Origin of the sequence: Hyphomonas atlantica corrig. (assembly GCF_017795365.1) — a bacterium.
Lineage (GTDB): Bacteria > Pseudomonadota > Alphaproteobacteria > Caulobacterales > Hyphomonadaceae > Hyphomonas > Hyphomonas atlantica.
The window spans coordinates 2,716,151-2,736,796 of record NZ_CP051254.1 but is presented as its reverse complement, the minus strand read 5'-3'; the positions used below and the strand labels follow the sequence as shown (position 1 = coordinate 2,736,796).

Annotated in this window: 19 protein-coding genes and 2 tRNA genes; 11 read left to right on the top strand and 10 right to left on the bottom strand. The window is 56.6% G+C overall.

From position 1 onward, the window contains the following. Window positions 1-310: 310 nt before the first annotated feature. The 7 genes from HF931_RS13230 to pgi all read right to left on the bottom strand — a co-directional run bounded on the left by HF931_RS13230 (window position 311) and on the right by pgi (window position 6,215). On the bottom strand, window positions 311-493 hold the full coding sequence (locus HF931_RS13230; protein WP_273240453.1) for a hypothetical protein: 183 nt from the start codon (window positions 491-493) through the stop codon (window positions 311-313). A gap of 127 nt (window positions 494-620) precedes the next feature. Further along, complete coding sequence (locus tag HF931_RS13225) at window positions 621-779, bottom strand: hypothetical protein (RefSeq protein ID WP_273240451.1); 159 nt, start codon at window positions 777-779, stop codon at window positions 621-623. Between the two features lie 718 nt (window positions 780-1,497). Beyond that, window positions 1,498-2,976, bottom strand: a complete 1,479-nt coding sequence (locus HF931_RS13220; protein WP_337957162.1) for a DUF6538 domain-containing protein — start codon at window positions 2,974-2,976, stop codon at window positions 1,498-1,500. A gap of 320 nt (window positions 2,977-3,296) precedes the next feature. Next, window positions 3,297-3,371, bottom strand: a tRNA-Phe gene (locus HF931_RS13215). 57 nt (window positions 3,372-3,428) lie between these two features. Further along, window positions 3,429-3,638, bottom strand: coding sequence for a DNA gyrase inhibitor YacG (locus HF931_RS13210; protein ID WP_035552053.1), 210 nt, complete (start codon window positions 3,636-3,638; stop codon window positions 3,429-3,431). Next, the gene (locus tag HF931_RS13205; protein ID WP_155841851.1) at window positions 3,635-4,447 is read right to left on the bottom strand and encodes a ribonuclease E/G; all 813 of its coding nucleotides are present in this window, start codon (window positions 4,445-4,447) and stop codon (window positions 3,635-3,637) included. Before HF931_RS13205 ends, HF931_RS13210 begins: the two co-directional genes overlap by 4 nt. 211 nt (window positions 4,448-4,658) lie before the next feature. Next, the gene (gene pgi, locus HF931_RS13200; protein WP_035552048.1) at window positions 4,659-6,215 is read right to left on the bottom strand and encodes a glucose-6-phosphate isomerase; all 1,557 of its coding nucleotides are present in this window, start codon (window positions 6,213-6,215) and stop codon (window positions 4,659-4,661) included. 210 nt (window positions 6,216-6,425) lie between these two features. On the opposite strand from pgi, the gene tuf reads away from it, so the two are divergent. After that, window positions 6,426-7,616, top strand: coding sequence for an elongation factor Tu (gene tuf / locus HF931_RS13195; protein ID WP_272983375.1), 1,191 nt, complete (start codon window positions 6,426-6,428; stop codon window positions 7,614-7,616). 70 nt (window positions 7,617-7,686) lie between these two features. Here the strand turns inward: tuf and HF931_RS13190 are convergent, their stop codons facing one another. Continuing rightward, the gene (locus HF931_RS13190; RefSeq protein ID WP_273240447.1) at window positions 7,687-8,229 is read right to left on the bottom strand and encodes a carboxymuconolactone decarboxylase family protein; all 543 of its coding nucleotides are present in this window, start codon (window positions 8,227-8,229) and stop codon (window positions 7,687-7,689) included. Window positions 8,230-8,302: 73 nt separating this feature from the next. On the opposite strand from HF931_RS13190, the gene HF931_RS13185 reads away from it, so the two are divergent. Together HF931_RS13185 and HF931_RS13180 are read left to right on the top strand one after the other, a co-directional pair. Further along, window positions 8,303-8,378: transfer RNA gene (locus HF931_RS13185), tRNA-Trp, on the top strand. Window positions 8,379-8,486: 108 nt separating this feature from the next. Next, on the top strand, window positions 8,487-10,103 hold the full coding sequence (locus HF931_RS13180) for an alpha-glucosidase (RefSeq protein ID WP_273240445.1): 1,617 nt from the start codon (window positions 8,487-8,489) through the stop codon (window positions 10,101-10,103). Here the strand turns inward: HF931_RS13180 and HF931_RS13175 are convergent. Continuing rightward, window positions 10,100-11,116 carry a LacI family DNA-binding transcriptional regulator gene (locus HF931_RS13175; protein ID WP_035554975.1) on the bottom strand — a complete coding sequence of 339 codons (1,017 nt, stop codon included), beginning with the start codon at window positions 11,114-11,116 and terminating at the stop codon, window positions 10,100-10,102. The genes HF931_RS13180 and HF931_RS13175 overlap by 4 nt on opposite strands. 274 nt (window positions 11,117-11,390) lie before the next feature. Between HF931_RS13175 and zwf the strand changes: the two genes are divergently transcribed. The 5 genes from zwf to HF931_RS13150 are packed head-to-tail and all read left to right on the top strand — an operon-like array spanning window position 11,391 to window position 17,003. Next, the gene (zwf, locus tag HF931_RS13170; protein WP_035554978.1) at window positions 11,391-12,860 is read left to right on the top strand and encodes a glucose-6-phosphate dehydrogenase; all 1,470 of its coding nucleotides are present in this window, start codon (window positions 11,391-11,393) and stop codon (window positions 12,858-12,860) included. After that, window positions 12,860-13,570, top strand: coding sequence for a 6-phosphogluconolactonase (gene pgl, locus HF931_RS13165; protein WP_035554982.1), 711 nt, complete (start codon window positions 12,860-12,862; stop codon window positions 13,568-13,570). The genes zwf and pgl overlap by 1 nt, the downstream gene beginning before the upstream one ends. Then, on the top strand, window positions 13,570-15,402 hold the full coding sequence (gene edd, locus HF931_RS13160; RefSeq protein ID WP_035555334.1) for a phosphogluconate dehydratase: 1,833 nt from the start codon (window positions 13,570-13,572) through the stop codon (window positions 15,400-15,402). The genes pgl and edd overlap by 1 nt, the downstream gene beginning before the upstream one ends. A 3-nt stretch (window positions 15,403-15,405) precedes the next feature. Continuing rightward, window positions 15,406-16,371, top strand: coding sequence for a glucokinase (locus tag HF931_RS13155; protein ID WP_035554985.1), 966 nt, complete (start codon window positions 15,406-15,408; stop codon window positions 16,369-16,371). Next, window positions 16,368-17,003, top strand: coding sequence for a bifunctional 4-hydroxy-2-oxoglutarate aldolase/2-dehydro-3-deoxy-phosphogluconate aldolase (locus HF931_RS13150; RefSeq protein WP_273240441.1), 636 nt, complete (start codon window positions 16,368-16,370; stop codon window positions 17,001-17,003). The genes HF931_RS13155 and HF931_RS13150 overlap by 4 nt, the downstream gene beginning before the upstream one ends. Before the next feature lie 33 nt (window positions 17,004-17,036). On the opposite strand, the gene purB is transcribed toward HF931_RS13150, so the two are convergent. Further along, window positions 17,037-18,335, bottom strand: coding sequence for an adenylosuccinate lyase (gene purB / locus HF931_RS13145; protein ID WP_273240439.1), 1,299 nt, complete (start codon window positions 18,333-18,335; stop codon window positions 17,037-17,039). A 204-nt stretch (window positions 18,336-18,539) separates the two neighbouring features. Between purB and HF931_RS13140 the strand changes: the two genes are divergently transcribed. The 3 genes from HF931_RS13140 to HF931_RS13130 all read left to right on the top strand — a co-directional run bounded on the left by HF931_RS13140 (window position 18,540) and on the right by HF931_RS13130 (window position 20,645). Then, complete coding sequence (locus HF931_RS13140) at window positions 18,540-19,463, top strand: peptidoglycan-binding domain-containing protein (protein WP_273240437.1); 924 nt, start codon at window positions 18,540-18,542, stop codon at window positions 19,461-19,463. Between the two features lie 238 nt (window positions 19,464-19,701). Further along, entirely contained in the window at window positions 19,702-20,076 is a 375-nt protein-coding gene (locus HF931_RS13135) for an NADH-quinone oxidoreductase subunit A (protein WP_035554994.1), read from the top strand. Then, window positions 20,076-20,645, top strand: coding sequence for a NuoB/complex I 20 kDa subunit family protein (locus tag HF931_RS13130; RefSeq protein WP_035554996.1), 570 nt, complete (start codon window positions 20,076-20,078; stop codon window positions 20,643-20,645). The genes HF931_RS13135 and HF931_RS13130 overlap by 1 nt, the downstream gene beginning before the upstream one ends. Window position 20,646: the final 1 nt, after the last annotated feature.

The window sequence follows — 20,646 nt, the reverse complement described above, 5'->3', positions numbered from 1 at the left end:
TGACGGCAGGACAAACCCTGAAGTGTTGTACCGGTAGGCGGCTTTAGCCTGGCTATGGATGGGGGGTGTTTATACACCACCACCCCCCTCTCTAACGCAGAGCTAAGTGTAACTGTCAGGGACTGACCGGAGGCACTAGGAGGAACTAGAGGTACACTAATAGTAGAACTTAATGTTACCCTTAGTGTATATCTTAATGGTATCTCACCCTTGGAGCCTCTCCGGTTAGTGAGGGTTTTGATAAGTACTTGTTTTTATTAGACCCTTGAGGCTTGGTGTAAGACCATCTTTCTCTGTCCTTTTGTGGACGCTAATCGCCGCCCTCCGTGTCCGCCCCAGCGTCGTCGTCATTCGCTGCACACTGTGCGGTGTCATCCGTTGACGGTTGGCTGTGGCGGCTCTCGACGCGCTTCAGAACTTTGACCTCAACCAACTCCACCTCACCGGCTTCCTCGAACATGCGGCTGACAATGGTGGACTTTCGTTTCTTCATGATGTCGCTCCTTAAAATGCCTCTAGAAGACTCTAGGAGAGTCACTGAGAGGCGTTTCGGGTTTCCCGGGTGTTCTGACACCGGCGAGGAAAAACGCCTCTCTACGGGACTCTCAGAGTCTTCAGGCTCAGTCGGCTCCAGCAACCAAGCCGAACGAATCTCCGCCCATGAAAATGACGGCGTTGCCTCCGGGGACGGCTGGCCAGACAGGATTATTCTCCACTAGGTCTAGGCGTAGCGGCACATCAACTTCTGCATCGTCCTTCGGCTGTAGATACGTCTTCATGTTTGGTAACCCAGAAAAAACTGGGAGCGTCGTAAACACAAAGCCCAATGGATAGTATTTCAGAATAAACATTGGGATTACGCGCATGGGTGATGTGATGCCCAAGAATGCCCGCCGTTGGACGAATAGAGACTGCCCAAGGTACGTCCAATAGAACAAGTTCCAAGGACAGGAGCGCAAAGGCGTTTTCCCATGAAACGCTTTTCGAGCGTCATCGTCAAAGTCCGTGGGGTATCCTTGGTCGTTCGCAGAAGCGAGGTGTGCGAGCAGTCCACGATAAATGAGGTTCGGCTTTACAGCGACCTTCACTGTCGGTGTTAGGATTAAAGGGGAATCAACAAGCTTTCGCGCCCGGTCATACATGGAGCCTATGGCCTTATCTTCCGAGCCACCCAACTTGCTATTGCAGTCCCGGCATATCGTTCTGAATTTGAGGCCGTTTGCGAAGTGTCTACCGAAGTACAAGTCTTTGTTGGACGTAGAGGCAGTAAGATAGCTCTGCGCCACGAGTTTGGTAGCATTTCCCACTGCTCGTGGAGGTACATGATTTTCTGTCAGGTCGGAGTAGTGAGAGCACAGGGCACAAGGGCCCCGTTTCCCATGCACCGGCGCAATAAATGGGTCGGGCAGACGCTGGACTTTCTTCGGGACGATGATCATGCGATCAATTGATGAGAGATCGCCCTTTCAATCAAGGGAAGTTTTGAGGCCCGTCTCCTTAAACCCATTCCTCCGCTGTGTAGATATGTTCAGGGGCCTCTCCAAGCCGCTCAAATGCGGCCTGCATGGCCTCCCTAAGTTCCGCTAGGTCCACACTGCCTGCACCGTACACGGCATTCGTAGAGCTCTCTGTGTGGCCCAACAGAGCGTGGCGAAGATAGGGCTTGGCTCCACTAACGAGCATCGCTTGGTTGACCGTGTGGCGGAAGCTGTAGGCAACCAAACGCCTTTCCTTCGGCACCCCTGCGGCCCTTATGGCTTTGTTGCCCTTGTTGGAAAGTGTCGTGGTGTTGTGGAAGCCTTTTGGGAAGAGCGGAGTGCTAGGCAGCGCAGCGTCGTCCACAAGTGCGCGCACCTCTCCCATGATCTCAGGCATGATGGGAATGCGTCGTTCGCTTCCCTTGGTCTTCAATCCCCTCAATGCGTTAACCTGAATGCGCAGGTACGGCGTCGGAACGTCTAGGATCACGTCCGCCTTCAAGAGTCCGCCAATCTCCAAGGGGCGGGCCCCGGTGTACTTCAACATTCTCAGGTAGGTCCGCATGTGCGGGTCGATGTCGTTGCGCAGCAGGTACGCATCGATGAGGTTGAGGTGTCCATTGGTGAACGGCAGGCGTTTCTGAGAGGCTACCTTCTCGGCCTCTCTGGCGACCTTGGGAGGTGTCTGCCGAGCCCATGGGTTTTTGCTGCGGAGGGGCTCGTCCTCGAAGTGGTCAGCGGCCCAATTCCAGATGGCACGCAACACCCCGATCCGTCGCCGGATGGTCTCTGCGCCGTTGTCTAGGCTCTCATATAGGTAGATGATGAAGTCACGCGCCAAGGCCCTGTTGATTGTTGTCATCGGGAGGCGTTTGGGGTTGCCTTTGGTTTGCTTGCTCAGGGTTGGATGACCTGCAATCCATTCCTCGAAGCGAGGCAGCGTAGCAGCTTCTGCCTTGTCCTCTTTGCCGCCCCAATGGTGCTTGTTGCGCTCGTCAATGACGCGACCAAGGGTCAACTCTGTGGGTACTCGGGAGCCGTGCTTTACGGTCTCGATCTTGATACGAGTTGCCGGGTCGAGTTCGTGCAGTTCGGGCTCGCGGTGGTGGAGGCGATAGAAGGGGCCAATCACTTCCCGATCCAGCCAGAGCTCATATTCGTCTGGGCCTATTTCGCGCCCTTCGCTGTCCGTTGGTCCATAGAGGCCCGAAGTGTAGGGGCCGATGAACTTGTTCCGTAGGGCCCATTGTTCGGCCTGGGTTGCGAGATAGTGGGGGTCTTGGTTGAGGCGGTACGCTTGTTCGGCCTCTAGGAAGTGGGCATTCCACTGAGCGTCCAAGGCTTGCACCATGGCGATGGCGCGGGCCTCCTGTCCAACGCGGAGCCCTAGGGACTGTACGATCTCTCGTTTGCCTCCAAAGTAGGGTCTGAGGCGTTGTGGTATCTTTCTGCGGTAGCGCAGGGCCCCTCCACGGACCTGCAAATGCTTGATGTTCATGCGCATGGAAATAGTCCCGAGTCTTTCGTCATTGAACCCCCGTGGCCAAGGCAGGGTGACGCAATGGGCGTAGGGGAAAGCTTGGCGATGAAGAAGCGGCTTAGAGTATTGCGAGCTCGTGGCAGCCCAGACGCAACTCAGTTTCCAAGCGCTTATCCCTCAGGGTCGGGAATCCCTCTCCGCTGTGGAGACGAAACAAGAGCCTCGCTGTGGTAACCTTGGTAGTGTCATTGTGTGTCATGGGTGTATCTCTCAGTGTATCGCTGTTGATGCGTAACACCTTAGAAATACTGAGTTTTCAGGGGGCTATGCCGTCCAAATGGTGCCCGGGGGCGGAATCGAACCACCGACACGCGGATTTTCAATCCGCTGCTCTACCCCTGAGCTACCCGGGCAGGTCACTGGGGAAGCGCGGTATCTAACGAAGGCTTTTGGTCTTGTCCATGCTGTTTTCAGTCTTCTTCTGACATCTCTTGTCCGGGCGTGTCATCCGCCATGTCAGCGGGCGCCCCGGGAATAGCGTATCCATCCGAGAGCCATTTGTTCAGATCAATGTCGGCACAACGCTTCGAACAGAACGGTCGATAGTCTGCTGCTACCGGTTTGCGGCGACACTGCGCGCATTTTGGCTTGGAAACTTTAGGCGAGATCGGCTTGCTCATGGACTTTTGTAGACACTCGGTTTGCTTTTAGTGAAACCCTGAATGGTCAGTCTTTGACCGTATTTATCGGCCAGTAGGTCTTTCAAGGGGCGACCCACTTTTTCCAGCCAATCATAAGCGCGTTCAGGCAGCTCAAGGGTGTACCTGTCCAGGCGATTCTGTGTCGCCGCTTGTTCAAGTATTCTAAGGCCCTCAAGGCACAAGGTTTCGTCTGAGGCGTCGCCATTGTTGTTTTGAAGGCGGTCGCAAATAGGTGTTTCGCGCCAAGGGAGAGACATTTCCATCAAGCCGAGTTGGGACGGGGCCAGTATGGTACTTGAAGTTAAATCGGCTGCTCTCAGCTCTGACTTCATCGCGTCCTTTATCTTCTGACGCGAGCCAGCATTTAGGGGGGCCACACAGTCCAACACGACAAGTCCACCGAGTTTTCGAAGTTTCAACTGTCGCGCCAATTCGCGGCATGCCTCGAGATTGATCTGAAGTGCGCGGCTCGCGGCGCTTCCGGTTCCCTGGCGACCGGCTGTGTCGATATCGACTGAAGTCAGCGCGTGAGTGCGCTCTATGCGCAATCGTCCGCCTCTCGGCAATGTCAGTGCGCTCGAGAGTGCCTCATCGAAGGCCGCGGCGACGATGGGATCTCCCGGAGCTACGTCTTTAGTAGCTCCGTTCGACCAGACCAATTGACCCTTTGCTGGTGTTTTGTCGTTGAGCAGTTCGGCTCGCGGCAGCTTGTCTCCCCGTGCTTCGGAGGCAATTGTAACACGCACGGCCTGTCCTTCGGTGAGGCGGTGTGCATTCGGGAGACGCATGAAGGCCTCTGGGCCCGTATCGGTTTCGATGAAGGCGCCTCCCTGGTCCGGTCGGAGGGCACGTATTCTGCCGTTTGTTTGCAAGCCGAACGTCAATCTTTGACCTTGGTCTGACCAGCGCTCAAGGTTCAGCGCAACTGGCCGGTCCGCGTTATCCAGCAACACTTGTCGCGTTTCACCGACACAGGTTTCACGGAGAATCCGGATTGCGTCAGTTCCCCGTGATCATTGCGATAAGCGAATTGGTGACTGTGTCCGCGGCCGTCGCTTCACCGGCGACCGCAGGCTTCAGCCGAGAGGCCATGGTCTTGCCACGCTCAACTCCCCATTGGTCGAAAGGGTTCAAGCCCCATAGGTGACCCGCGAAATAGGTCCGATGTTCGTAAAGGGCGACAAGGGAACCAAATGCCTGGGGCTCGAACTGGCTATGTGCAAAGAAAGTCGAGGCGCGTCCGCCCGCATGGACTTTCTGTCGGGCGACTTCGTCGGTCAGATCAGGTTCTTCCTGTTTCACTTCTTCGAGCGTTCGGCCATTCGCGAGTACTTCCGCTTGGGCCAGCGCGTGAGCCGTCAGCGCTTTAACGCCTTCCGCATCGCGATTGCGATCGGGCGCGAGGATAAACTCGCATGGGACGTCCTGTGAGCCCTGATGGAGCCACTGATGATAGGAATGCTGGCCGACCGATCCTTCGCCGCCCCAGAGCGCTGGGGCCGTTGCGCCTGAGACAGCATCGCCGTGCGGTCCTACCGATTTGCCGTTCGATTCCATTTCGAGCTGCTGCAAATACGTCGGCAGCATGCGCAACCGGTTTGCATAGGCGAGTAATACGCGCATCTTCTCTTTGCGAATTGTCGCGTTCCAGTAATCGAGAAGCGCGAGCTGCATCGCCGCATTCTGGGCCATTGACGTCGTTCTGACGTGTTCGTCCATGTCTGCGGCACCCGTCAGGATATCTTCGAATACGTCTGCGCCGAGATAGATCATGCAGGCGAGGGAGGCGGCGGACCAGAGCGAGAAGCGGCCGCCGACGGACAGGGGCATGTCGAAAACATGTGCTTCACGTCCATCAAGCCAATTCTTCGCCCGGTCGGGATTTGCTGTCACCAAGGCAAGGTGTTGTTGCGATTTGTCGCCGATTGTCGCTTCCAGCCATTTGCGTGCGCGCGCGAGGTTGTAGAGTGTCTCCTCTGTGCCGAAGGATTTTGAGACGCCAATGACGAGGGTGCGCTCCGGGTTGAGCCCGGCGATCGCACGATCAAGATCGAACGGGTCGACATTCGCGCAAAATCTCAGATCTATCTCATCCGATGCGTGATCCTGGAAAGCGTCCGCAATCAGGCGTGGTCCGAAATCAGATCCGCCAATGCCGATATGAAGGACGGCGTTGAAGCGCTCGCCGGTGGAGCTGGTGACCGCTCCGGACGCAACATCCCTGGCGAACGCCAGAGCGGGAAGTACGCTTTGGCGGACAGATTCTGCCTCTCCCGACAAAGAGGATTGCGCACGGAGGGCCCAGTGGAGAGCGGGGCGGTTTTCCGACGGATTGACGATGTCGCCGGCGAACATTTTGTCGGCCGCGTCTTGCAAGCCTGATGAATCTCCAAATTGCTGAAGAGCGGCAGTCGATTCGGCGTCAAGAAACTGGCGAGATAAATCGATAGACCAGCCGCAGGCGTTCAACCTGCTTGAGGTTGCGCGAGCATCGGCGAGTTTCTTCAAAGGCGTCCGAGCAAGACGGTCCGCGTGCAGGGTCAGGTCATCGATCATGTCATTGTCCTTGCGTGAATTTTGTCGATTTCGGCTTATCCGTGCTTTGCAGGCGGGGCAAGACGGGAAACCTGACCGCAGTGAACTGGCAATTGCGAGCTTGAAACCCGCGCCGCAGATGGCTATGAGGCGCGTTTAACGGGCTATCCAGCCTGAACGCGTAACCCGTCCGGCGGGCCGGACACCTAAACAGAATTGAGGAGAGGCCCGATGGCCAAGGCAAAGTTTGAACGCAACAAGCCGCACGTCAACATCGGCACGATTGGCCACGTTGACCACGGCAAGACGACGCTGACAGCAGCGATCACGATGACGCTTGCAGAGCAGGGCGGTGGTGAGAAGCGGTCCTATGAGGACATCGACTCCGCGCCGGAAGAGAAAGCCCGCGGCATCACGATCAACACGGCGCACGTGGAATATGAGACGGAAAACCGTCACTACGCCCACGTGGACTGCCCGGGACACGCTGACTACGTCAAGAACATGATCACGGGTGCTGCCCAGATGGACGGCGCGATCCTGGTTGTGAACGCGGCTGATGGCCCGATGCCACAGACCCGCGAGCACATCCTGCTGGCGCGTCAGGTCGGCGTGCCGGCCCTGGTTGTCTTCCTGAACAAGGTTGACCAGGTTGACGATGAAGAGCTGCTCGAACTGGTCGAGATGGAAGTTCGCGAATTGCTGTCTTCCTACGACTTCCCGGGCGACGACATTCCGATCGTAGCCGGCTCTGCGCTGGCAGCTGTTGAAGGCCGCGACGACAATATCGGCAAAGAGAAAGTTCTCGAGCTGATGGCGGCTGTCGACGACTACATCCCGACGCCAGAGCGTCCGCTGGACAAGCCATTCCTGATGCCGGTCGAGGACGTGTTCTCGATCTCCGGCCGGGGTACGGTTGTGACCGGCCGCGTTGAGCAGGGCGTCATCAAGGTGGGTGAGGAAATCGAGATCGTCGGTATCCGCGACACCGTGAAAACGACCTGTACCGGCGTTGAAATGTTCCGCAAGCTGCTCGACCAGGGCCAGGCTGGCGACAACATTGGTGCGCTGCTGCGCGGTATCGACCGTGAAGGCGTTGAGCGTGGTCAGGTCCTGTGTAAGCCAGGCTCCATCACGCCGCACACCACGTTCGAGGCAGAAGCCTACATCCTGACGAAAGAAGAGGGTGGCCGTCACACGCCGTTCTTCTCCAACTATCGTCCGCAATTCTACTTCCGTACGACGGACGTGACGGGTGTTGTGACCCTGCCGGCCGACAAGGAAATGGTTCTGCCGGGCGACAACGTCAAAATGGACGTCGAGCTGATCCAGCCAATCGCCATGGACCAGGGCCTGCGCTTCGCGATCCGCGAAGGTGGCCGTACCGTCGGCGCCGGCGTGGTCTCCGCGATCAAAAAGTAAGACTTGCCCCCATCAGGCAAGACCGAGACAAGGCCGTCCCATCCGGGGCGGCCTTTTTTCTTGGGGGGCGTCAGTCCAGTTTGATTTCCGTGCCTTTGGGGCCGCCCTCTTCGACTTCGACCCCAAATGTCTCGAGGAAGCGGCAGACCATCATGTAGTATCCGATGAGCAAGACGAGTTCTTCCAGTCGCTCGGCTCCGAAATGTTTGAGGACCGGTTTCAGTGCTCCATCGGAGGGATGTGGATGGGTAACGAGATGGTCAGTGAAGGTCAGGGCGAGCTTCTGTTCGTGGCTGAGGCCCTCGGAGGATGGGCCCGCTTTGACGGCCTCGATCAAATCTGCGTCCATGCCAACGGCAAGCCCGATCGCTTCGTGCTGAGTGGTTTCGTATTTCGCATTGGAGAGATAACCGACTCGAAGAATTACGCATTCGCGCGTCACCGGATCCAGTTTGCCATTCTGAAGAAAAGCTGTGCCCATGCCGACGAAGGGCTTCAAAAGGTGAGGAGCGTGTGACAACATTCGGAAGATATTGAGCGGCGCAAGTTTCTCCAACTGCGATTTTGTGTCTTCCGGGAGCGCTTCGGCGTCGGGATAGGGAATGCGGGTCACAGTTTTTCTCCTGAGGCTGAACCTCTAGTCTTGCGGCATGTCTTCAATTGAGGCAAACCGCTGTTTCGCCTGAAGGGGTATAGCTCAGTTGGTAGAGCATCGGTCTCCAAAACCGAGGGTCGCGGGTTCGAGTCCTGCTGCCCCTGCCAGGCGTCTTCCAGTTCACCGTCATGATTGGTCGTCCACAGGCGGGCGCTGATTGCTTATTTTTGACGCCATGCGATTGTTGATGGGCAATGCATGATTTGGACAGGAACATGACACAGCGATCACCGAGTTCTTTTGATCAGCCTTGGTGGAAGGGTGCCGTTATCTATCAGATCTATCCGCGTTCGTATCAGGATACGACCGGAAACGGGGTTGGTGACCTGTCCGGCATTACCAGCCGGTTGGAACATGTTGCGTCCCTAGGCGTGGATGGGATCTGGATATCGCCCTTCTTCACATCGCCGATGAAGGATTTTGGGTACGATGTCGCCGATTATTGCAACATCGATCCTGTCTTCGGCTCCCTTGCTGATTTCGATCGCCTTTTGGACGAGGCGCACCGATTAGGCCTCAAGGTCATCATAGATCAGGTATACGCCCACACGTCGGACGCGCACGCGTGGTTCGCGGAAAGCAGACAGGACCGTTCAAATGACCGATCGGACTGGTATGTGTGGAGAGACCCAAAGCCTGATGGTAGTCCGCCCAACAATTGGCAGGCGGTGTTTGGCGGGCCTTCATGGACCTGGGATGCGCGTCGACAGCAATATTACATGCACAATTTCCTGCCGAGTCAGCCGCAGCTCAATCTGCACAATGCGAGCGTTCAGGGGGCGTTGCTGGACGTGATGCGGTTCTGGCTTGATCGCGGGGTTGATGGATTCAGGCTGGACGCCCTGAATTTCGCGCTGTTTGATCCAGAGTTTCGGGATAATCCACCGAAGCAGCGCAGACCCGATGTGGTATCGCGTCCCTTCGATCTGCAGGAGCACATATACAACCAATCCCATCCCGACTTGCCCGCATTCCTGCGCCGCTTGCGGTCATTGATGGATGAGTATGGCGACATCTTTTCTGTGGCAGAAGTTCCTGGAACGGATCCGCTGGAAGAGATGCGGGCCTACACGGCTGGAGAGGCGCATTTGCATTCCGCCTACAATTTCGATTTCCTCTACGCTGGAAATCTGACGGCAGAGATATTCGCGCGTTCACAGCGCAATTGGCTGGGCAGTGCGGGGGAAGGCTGGCCGTCCTGGGCTTTCTCAAATCATGACGCACCGCGCTGCATCAGTCGCTGGCTGAGCGAGGCGGATATCAATGTCCGCGCAAAGCTTACCAACGCGCTCCTTTATTGCATGCGGGGCAATCCAATTCTGTACCAGGGAGAAGAGTTGGGGTTGCCGCAGGCTGATATAGCCTTTGAAGATCTGCAAGACCCTGAAGCGATTGCGAACTGGCCTCGAACCCTGGGACGTGATGGCGCGCGTACGCCAATGCCGTGGAGTGGTGATTCCGCGAATTGCGGGTTCAGCAGCTCGAAGCCATGGCTGCCTATCGGGCAAGGGCATGGTGAACGTGCGGTGGCCGTCCAGGAAGCGCAGGCCGATTCTGTGCTCAACTTCACGCGCATGCTGGCAAAGGTTCGTTCAGAGTCGCCAGCGTTGCGCATCGGCGATATTCGAATCGATGTGGCCGAAGGCGATATTCTGGTTTTCCGGCGGAGCATCGAAAGTGAGACCGTAGAATGCGTGTTTAATCTGGGGCCCGCTGAGCAGGACAGTTCTGTCTCACTCGCTGAACCGGAAGACGTTTTGTTCGCTGTCGGAATGCAGGGTTCAAGCCTAGGGGGCTTGCCGCCGTTTTCGTGTCGTGTGTCTCGAATCTAGTTGAGTCCGCAGGATTCCCTCACGATCAGGTCGGTCGGTAGCCGTTCGGACCTCATGGCGCCGTTTTCGCCGGTGGCGATCAGCTTTGCGACCATGACCCGTCCCGCGCGTGTCGGATCCTGTGAAATTGTCGTTAGCGACGGGTGTCCATAGGCTGACAGTTGCAGGTCGTCGTATCCGACAACTGAAACGTCAGACGGAACCTTGAGTCCCTCTCGGGTCAGGCAGCGAATGGCCGCCATCGCAATCAGATCATTACCGGCGACGACCGCGTCGAAGGGAATGCCGCGTTCGAGCAGACTGGTGATCGCGGCCTCTGATGACTCCACGTCAAATCCTGCCTGGAGAGTGAGGTCGGGGTCCACTTCAAGATCGGCACGACGATGCGCGGCAACGTATCCTTCGTAGCGTTGATTGATTTCCGTGTTTGATGTGTCGCCGACAAATGCAAGGCGCCGTCGACCGAGATTAATTAGGTGAGTCGTCGCCTTGTTCCCGCCGCCAATATTGTCTGAACCGATCGAACAGTACTTTTGTCCTGGAATCTCCGCGCCCCAGACGATGAAACGTTTTTCAGTTTCGGCGAGTCGATTGAAGCGCTCGTGCAGGAAGCTTTGCCCCAGGAAAATGACTCCCTCCGCGCGATTGGCCGTCATGATTGAAGCAAGATCATCCTGGTTTTTTGGTGTCAGGTAAGAGATCAACACGTCGCATCCTGCTGAGCGGCCCGCCTCGCTCAAGCCACCAATCAGTTCCTGAAAGAACGGATCCGACACTTCGGTCTGGCGACCGGCAAGCGTTGGGACGACAACTGCAATGGTCGCAGCAGCGCCTGACATGAGGGCGGGCATGGATGGCCGGAAATTGTAATTGTGATCGCGAGCAATCTTCCAGACCCGGCGCTTTGTCTCATCATTCACGGCTGGACTGTTGTTCAGTGCGCGCGATACCGTTGCGATTGAGACGCCCGCAATGGCGGCCAAATCTTCCAACCGCGTTCTAGAGCTGGACATCCTATGCTTCCTCCGCTTATGAACCCCGTAAAACAACGTTGTCACAAGTTATGGTGTATCGTCCATACCTGTGGTTGCGAACGCTGCAAATTTTGCAGTGAATGGTATCTGCCGGGGAGGCATGGACAAATGACTGTCAAATCTGTTCGCCAATTCACGCATATGGCTCGCTGGGCCGTAAAGAAGGCCGGGGATACTGGAAACTTCTCGCGAACTGTACGTAGATGACGCTAGCCCGCCCCGCATTTTTTCCGACTATTGTGGAGACTGCCTGATGGCAAAGTTCATACCCGTCGATCCATTCGACATCGTTATTTTTGGTGGAACAGGAGATTTGTCTCGGCGCAAATTGTTGCCGGCGCTGTTTCATCGCTGGCTTGATGGTCAGATTCCTGAAACCAGCTGCATCGTCGGAACCGCGCGTAGCGAGATGGATACAAAGGCCTATCGCCAGATGGCGAAAGAGGCGTGCGAGGCGGCATCAGGAGATAATTGGGATTCTAAGGAGTGGGCCAGGTTCGAGAAGCTGATCCACTATGTTTCAATCGATGCAACTCAGGAAGATGCGGACTGGGCGACGCTGAAATCGTTCCTCACTCTGGATGACGCGCGTCCGTGTGTTTTCTATCTCGCCACATCGCCCCGCCTGTATGTCCAGATTTGTGAGGCGTTGGGCAAGGCCGGGCTGGCCGAGGAAAACATGCGTGTCGTTCTCGAAAAACCCATCGGGACAGATCTTGAATCCGCCAAGGCGATTAATGATGGCGTCGCCAAGGTTTACGCAGAACGGCAGGTGTTCCGTATCGACCATTATCTTGGCAAGGAGACGGTGCAGAACCTGATGGTTCTCCGATTTGCCAATATGCTGTTCGAGCCGATCTGGTCGCGCAACTATGTTGATCACGTCCAGATCACAGTTGCGGAAGATTTGGGGCTTGAAGGGCGCGCGGACTATTATGACAAGTCCGGCGCACTGCGTGACATGGTGCAAAACCATATGCTGCAGCTGTTATGCCTCACCGCCATGGAGCCGCCCAACAAGCTCGAAGATGATGATGTGCGTACCGAGAAGATCAAGGTACTAAGCGCGCTTGTGCCGATCTCCGGAGATTCTGCCAAAAAGCTGACGGTGCGGGGGCAGTACAAGGCTGGTGTAAAAGACGGAAAGCCAGTGAAAGGCTATCTTGATGAACTCAGCTCGGATGCTGACAGCGCGACTGAGACTTTTGTGGCTATCAAGGCAAGCATTGATAATTGGCGCTGGTCTGGTGTGCCGTTTTACCTGCGCACAGGCAAACGCATGTCCCACCGGCATTCGGACATCGTCATTCAGTTCAAGCCGACCCCGCATTCGATCTTTGGGGAGGGCTATGAAAGCGCCAACCGCCTGGTCATTCGTCTTCAACCTGATGAGGGTGTCAGACTGTTCGTGCAGATCAAGGAGCCGGGCCCAGGTGGCCTGCGGGTAAAGTCTCTTCCCCTCAACTTGTCGTATGCTGAGAGTTTTACCGTCCGGTATCCGGATGCGTATGAGCGGCTTCTGATGGATGTGGTTCGCGGCAACCTGTCTTTGTTCATGCGAAAGGATGAAGTCGAGGCGGCTTGGACCTGGGTCGATGGATTGATCGAAGCCTGGGAGCAATCGGGTGACAGGCCTGAGAACTATTCTGCAGGATCGGACGGTCCACTCGCGGCGGCAATGATGATGGACCGCGATGGGCGGGCTTGGTGGGAGGGATCGTGATGAGTCTCTCGCATGAGTTCCTGTCGTTCAATAGCCGTGAAGAGGCGACGCAATTTGCAACGCGTTTTATTCAGGGTGGGCTTACAAAAGCGCTTGAATCCAAGGCGACTGCTTCTCTCATGGTATCTGGCGGATCGACACCTGGCGGTGTGTTTGATGCGCTGACCGAAACCGGGCTGGATTGGTCGCGCGTGATTGTCGGTCTGGTGGACGAGCGGTGGGTGAACCCGGAGGACGAAGCGTCGAATGAGCGTCTGGTCAGAAATCGGCTGTTAAAGGGTCAGGCAGGCGCGGCCGGCTTCCTTCCGATGAAAACACTGGGTGACGCACCGCAAACTGCCGTGGAGGATAGACATCGCGCATATGGCCCTCATTGTGAGCCTGCGGACGTCGTACTTCTGGGGATGGGAGAGGACGGACACACAGCCAGTTGGTTTCCAAACTCTGGTGGAGTGGCAGAAGCACTTGAAAGCAGTGCGGTGATCGCCGCGATCAATGCGGAGGGGTGCCCGGTCGCGGGCAATCATACGCAGCGCATGACCCTCACTGGTCGCGCAGTAACGGAAGCGGCATCCGCTATCCTTCTGATTTTCGGCGCTTCAAAAAAAGATGTGTACGATAAAGCCTTGTCTTCACCGGTAGAGGAAATGCCGGTTCGGCACGCAATCGACAAGCTAGGGCCGCGCCTGACGGTCGTATGGGCAGCATGATGACAAAAATGAATCCACGCATAGTTGAAATAACAGAACGTATCCGGGAGCGGTCTCGGGATTCGCGGCAAGCTTACCTGGAAATGATCCGTGGTCGACGACCATCAGATTTTGCCCGTCGCCGTATGTCTGAAAGCAGTCTTGCGCATGCATCTGCTGGGTGCGCTGTCATTGAAAAAACCCAGATACTGGGTGCAGGCTGGCCCAATATCGGCATTATTACTGCGTACAACGACATGTTGTCAGCTCATGCGCCGTATCAGGACTATCCCGAGATCATTCGAAATGCTGCGCGAGAGGTGAACGCCATTGCGCAGGTTGCGGGTGGCGTGCCCGCGATGTGTGACGGGGTTACACAAGGCTTCACGGGTATGGAGCTTTCGTTGTTCTCCCGAGATGTTATCGCGATGGCATCGGCAATCGGGCTTAGCCATGATGTGTTCGATGGCGCGATGCATTTGGGCGTGTGCGACAAGATTGTTCCGGGTCTGGTGATTGCTGCGTTGCGGTTTGGGTGGATTCCTTCCATTTTCGTGCCGGCCGGCCCGATGCCATCCGGTCTTCCCAATCCGGAGAAGCAACGTGTCCGGCAACTCTTTGCGGAAGGCAAGGTCGGTCGTGACGCGCTTTTGAAGGCGGAGTCTGAAAGTTACCACACCCAGGGCACTTGCACGTTCTACGGAACCGCGAACTCAAATCAGATGCTCATGGAAGTGATGGGCTTCCATCTGCCGGGCGCGGCGTTTGCAAATCCAGGTACGCCAGTTCGCGAAGCGCTGACACGCGCAGCAACACAAAGAATTGCGATGCTTCACGCGCAAGGTGACGCGTACCTTCCCGCTGGCGAGATGGTAGACGAGCGCTCGGTTGTGAATGCTGTGGTGGGGCTGATGGCTACGGGTGGATCCACCAATCACGCTCTTCACCTTCCTGCTATGGCAGCGGCGGCGGGCATTATTCTGACGCTTGAGGATTTTGCCGACATCAGCGCGGTGACACCTCTGTTGGCGCGTGTCTACCCGAATGGACCGGCAGACGTGAACCATTTTCACGCTGCAGGCGGCATGGGCTTTCTGGTGCGCGAGTTGCTGGCAGCAGGTCTTATGGACGGCAGTGCAATGGGCGTCGCGGGGCCGATCTCGGAATACGGGGTTGAGCCATACTTGAACGATGGCGTACTTTCCTGGAGGCTGGCACCTGAAGAAAGTGCGAATACCGATATACTTCGTCCGGTATCAGATCCTTTCTCGAAGGATGGCGGGCTGCGCATGATGGACGGGCCGATTGGTCTGGGCGTCAGCAAGGTGTCAGCCGTCAAGCCAGAGCATCGCGTTGTCGAGGCGCCCGCAATCGTCTTTGATTCCCAGGAAGCCTTGAAGGCCGCGTTTGATGCGGGACAGCTTGAGCGTGATTTTATCGCAATCGTTCGCTTTCAGGGGCCCGCGGCAAATGGAATGCCAGAGCTGCACACGCTGACACCGCCTCTTGCTGTGCTGCAAGACCGTGGGTTCAAGGTCGCGCTTGTCACCGATGGCCGAATGTCTGGCGCAAGCGGCAAGGTGCCATCTGCAATTCATGTCAGCCCCGAAGGCTCTCGCGGTGGGCCAATCGCGAAAGTGCGCGACGGAGACGTGATCGTCTTCGATGCGGAACGGGGCGTATTGGATATCAAGGTTGATCCGGTTGAATTCGAGGCGCGCTCTGCTGACGAGTATCGCCCGAACGATAGCGGCATGGGCCTGGGGAGAGAGATGTTCACATACTTCCGGGAATTGGCCGGGCCTGCAGCCAATGGTGCGAGTCACTTCAAATTTTCCGGCCGGGGAGACTGACGTATGGGTGACCGGGTATTGGTCGGGGATGTTGGGGGAACCAATGTCAGGTTCGCGCTCGCCAAACGGGCCGACGGAAAGATTGAAATAGAAGAGTTTGCGAAATTGGCCGGCGACAATTTCGATACTTTCGACGCCGCGCTGCAGCAATATTTCGACGATACCGGTCTAACCCCGAAGCAGGCGTGCTTTGCAATGGCGGGGCCAGTGCAGGGCGGAGAAGTGGAGCTTACCAACCGGAACTGGCAGGTGTCCGCAAAACGCCTGTGCGACCGATTTGAATTTGATGATGTTCAGATCATCAATGATTTCACAGCAATGGCACGTTCTGTGCCGGAACACTCCCCTGACTATTTCGAGGAAGTGCTGACCGGCGAAGAGAAGCCCGATCTGCCGGTAATCGTCGCTGGGCCAGGGACTGGGTTTGGCGTGGCCACACTATTTCCGCTTGGTGATGACGCTTGGCGTGTCTTGACGGGCGAGGGTGGTCACATCGCCTACGCTCCCCGAGACACGCTCGAATTCGACGTTGCGAGCGTGCTGATGCGTGATCAGGGCTACGTGTCAAATGAACTGGTCGCTTCAGGCATGGGGCTCGAATACGTCCATAGTGCGTTCTGCGAAGTGTTCGGACGCGACATGGAAGACGTGTCCCCGGAAGACATGCGAAAGCGAGCGGATGCCGGGGATGAAATGTTCGACCAACTCATAGCAATGCGCGCCAAAGCTGTGATGGGTGCAGTAGGAGACTTGGCCCTGGCGAACGGCGCGCTTGGAGGCATTGTGCTTGCTGGCGGCGTGACGGAGAGAATTGTCGATTATCTCCGGCGACCGGAGGCGATAGCGCGATTCAGGGAACGGGGTCCCATGTCTGGTTACCTTGCGAATTGTCCAGTACGCCTTATGCACGATCCCGAAGCGCCACTGATTGGTGCGGCAGCCTATTATGCTCAGGAGATGCAGACATGAATTCTTCGCTCGATGGCCTGAAGGCCGCCGCCAGCAAAGCGCCCATTGTACCGGTTTTGGTTGTTCCTGACGTCGCGGCAGCTGCGCCCTTGGCCAACGCGCTCGTCGAGGGCGGCCTGACGACGGCGGAAGTGACGTTGCGCACACCAAGCGGTCTGAAGGTCATTGAGGAAATGAAAAAAGCGTGTCCTGAACTCATCGTTGGTGCGGGCACGGTTCTGACAGGGGAAGACGTCAGGAACTCGCTGGCTGCTGGGGCAGACTTCCTGGTTTCTCCGGGCATGTCGCCGCGCCTGCTGGATGCGCTCGGCGATCACAAGGATGTCACCTTTCCGGGCGTTGCGACGGCGAGTGAGGCGATGACGCGCTACGAGGAAGGCTTCGGCATGCTGAAGCTGTTTCCCGCCGCGATTGCCGGTGGCGTGGCAGCCTTGAAGGCGCTTTCCGGGCCGCTGCCACATTTGCAATTCATGCCAACCGGTGGAGTGAGTGCCGACAATGCTGGAGAGTATCTGGCGTTGCCGAATGTCGTCGCAGTTGGCGGGTCATGGATCGCAACGGAGAAAGACGTCTCATCCGGCGCGTGGGCAGACGTGACGAGCAAAGCAAAAACGGCGCTCAGCAAAATCTGAGCGCCGTCTGCCAATTTTCCTGAGACGGCGCTATCAGGCGCGCCCGAAAACCCGTTCGAAGATCGTATCGACTTGTTTGAAGTGGTAGTCGAGATCGAACAGGTCTTCGAGTTCGGCATCTGACAGGCGAGACGAGACTTCTTCGTCCTGTTTAAGAAGGTCAAGAAGATCACCTTCCTTGTTCCAGGTGCGCATCGCATTGCGTTGCACGAGGCGATAGCTGTCTTCTCGGCTGATGCCCTTTTCTACGAGCGCGAGCAGAATCCGCTGGGAATTGTGCAGCCCGCCCATGCTGTTGATCGTACCGATCATGGCGTCGGGATAAATCACGAGATTCTCAACAACACCGCCCAGGCGATGAAGCGCGAAATCAAGGTGCACGGTTGCGTCAGGGCCGATGCCGCGTTCAACGGATGAGTGGGAAATGTCACGTTCATGCCAAAGAGCGACATTCTCCATCGCTGGCGTAACCGACGAGCGAACGAGCCGGGCGAGACCGGTAAGGTTTTCTGTAAGGACCGGGTTTCTCTTGTGAGGCATCGCAGAGGAGCCTTTTTGGCCAGCCGAGAAAAATTCTTCGGCTTCAAGCACTTCTGTGCGCTGCAGGTGGCGAACCTCAGTAGCCAGGCGCTCAATGGAGGATGCGATGACGCCCAACACGGAGAAGAACATTGCGTGGCGATCGCGTGGGATAATCTGCGTGGAAACGGGCTCTACCTGCAGGCCCAGCTTTTTGGCAACGTGTGCTTCAATGGCCGGGTCGATGTTGGCAAACGTCCCGACCGCTCCTGATATGGCGCAGGTCGCGACTTCTTCCCGTGCCAGCTCCAGGCGTTTACGGGCACGTTGGAACTCTGCGTGGAATGTCGCGAGCTTGACGCCAAATGTCGTCGGCTCGGCATGGATGCCGTGGCTGCGACCGATGGTCGGCGTGAGTTTGTGCTCGAATGCGCGCTTTTCCAACGCAGCCAGGACGCGATCCACTCCCGTCAGAAGCAGATCAGTTGCGCGGACGAGCTGGACGTTGAAACACGTGTCCAGAACGTCTGAAGATGTCATGCCTTTGTGGAGAAAGCGCGCTTCCTCGCCGACATGTTCGGCGACATTGGTGAGGAAGGCGATGACGTCGTGTTTTACTTCACGTTCGATTTCATCAATACGATCCACATCGAAACCGGCGCGCTCTCGTACAGCGGCGGTGACGCCTGCGGGGATAAGGCCTTTCTGCTCCATCGCTTCGGCGGCGAGCGTTTCAATCTCCAGCCAGATGCCGAATTTCGACTTGGGCGACCAAATGGCTGCCATTTCGGGGCGGGTGTATCTGGGGATCATGTTTTACCTCGGCGCTGGGAGTTCGGCCCTCTAATACTGATTGAGCCAGATAAAACCAGTGCCTGTTCCAAGGGATCGCAGGCCTAATTGCTTTGACAATTGCTGCGCAGCGGCGTCGACGACTTGGTTCGTCGCCGAAATAGGTGCATTTCTTGGCGAGTCAGGCGTGGTTTCGCGAGGAGTTCGGCGATGACAATGAGGTCTATGCTGGTGATTGGGGCGATTTCCTTCGTGGCGCTGGAAATGCGTGCCGAAGAAAATGCCCGCATATGCAAGGCTCCAGTTGTTGTGCCAGCAACGTTCGAGATTGTGACAGAGCAGATACTGGACCAGCCGGAACGCACCGAAATCCAGACCGTGCCCGCTAAATACGAATCTGTGGAAAGGCAATTCCAGGTCCAGGCTCCGACAATTCAGTATAAAATAGTGCCGGCAATCTATGAGACGGTCACTGAGCAGGTTCAGATCAAGCCTGAGCGTACTGAAACCGTTGTAATTCCAGCAGAATATGAGTCTTACACCGAGCAGATACTCGTTCAGCCAGCGCATACGGTTTGGCGGTTGAGGCCGCAATATCTGGGCGAGGCGTTGGGGCTGGATGAGCGTAGTTCGATAGATTTGAAGGATTACTTCGAGGCTGTGGATGTTCCCGCCGAGTACCAGTCGGTGACGAGAACGCGGATTGTTACGCCGGAGCGATCTGAAACACGCATTATTCCTGCGCAATATCAGACGCTGGTGAAGCGAGTTGTGGTGGAGCCGTCGCGTATTGAGGAAGTGTACAAGCCTGCTGAATACGAAATTGTTCAAGTAGAAGAGTTAGTGGCTCCGGCTCGGGAGGAATTTGTGTCCGTTCCTGCTACCTATCGCACGATTGAAAAAAAGGTCGCCGCCAGTGAAGCCGTTCTGTCCTGGCGAGATGCGCCGTGCGAGGATCAGCTCTCCGTTGGCGACATCCGGCGCATTCAAGCGGCCTTGGCTACGGCCGGATTCCAGCTTGAAATTGACGGAGTTCTGGGACCGACAACCCTGAATTCGTTGAGCGAGTATCAGCGTAAGAACGGGCTGGCCGAGGGGCGTGTCACGTTTGAGTCGCTCAACATGCTCGGCGTCCAGTTGACGCAGTAATTATTTTGAGAATGAATCTCAAAAATGCTTGAAAATTCATGGAATTGGCAGGCTAGCTGTTGATCTGGCGGAACTTTTCGGCGTGACGCACCGCCGCAGAAACATGCCCGTGAATTAGGCAATTATTCGAGCTAGACTTAGTCGCTGCGATATATTGCGTCTGTCTGTTGCGCCATAAGCGAAACCGTCCTAATCCGGCGCCAGATCAAGCCACCCTTGGGGCAGGAGAATAGGTGACATGTCAGAAATTGAACGCTTAGCGCTCGATTATTTGCCGGTGATAATTTTCCTGGTCATCGGCGCCGTGATTTCGGGCCTGTTCATTGCAGGTTCTGCGCTACTGGCGCCCAGCGACCCTGATCCGGAGAAGAACTCAGCCTATGAATGTGGATTCCCGGCATTCGATGATGCGCGGATGAAGTTCGACGTGCGATTCTATCTCGTCGCGATCCTTTTCATCATCTTCGACCTCGAAGTGGCTTTCCTGTTTCCATGGGCCGTTAGCCTCGGAACAATCGGCCTCGTTGGTTTCTGGTCGATGGTTGGTTTCCTCGGCGTTCTGACCATTGGGTTTGTTTACGAATGGCGCCGCGGCGCGCTGGAGTGGGAATAATGGCAGACGATTTCAAGACCTATGCTCTTGGCGGCGCCCGCACTGGCGTTGAGGGCGGCTTCGCGCCTGGAAATGATGATCCATTTTATACCGGATTGTCCGACCAGTTGGCCGATAAGGGCTATTTTACCGCTGCGGCGGATGATCTGATCACTTGGGCGCGCACGGGGTCACTGATGTGGATGACCTTCGGCTTGGCATGTTGCGCAGTAGAGATGATGCACGCGGGCAACCCACGCTACGACCTTGAGCGTTTTGGGATGGCACCGCGTGGCTCGCCGCGCCAGTCGGACGTCATGATCGTCGCCGGAACGCTGACCAACAAGATGGCTCCAGCGTTGCGGAAGGTTTACGATCAGATGCCGGAACCGCGCTATGTAATCTCGATGGGCAGCTGCGCGAATGGTGGTGGCTATTACCACTACAGCTACAGTGTTGTGCGGGGATGCGACCGCATCGTGCCGGTAGATATCTATATTCCGGGCTGCCCGCCGACAGCGGAGGCGCTGGTCTATGGTTTCCTCCAGTTGCAAAAGAAAATTCGCCGCGAAGGCTCCCTGGAGCGCTAGA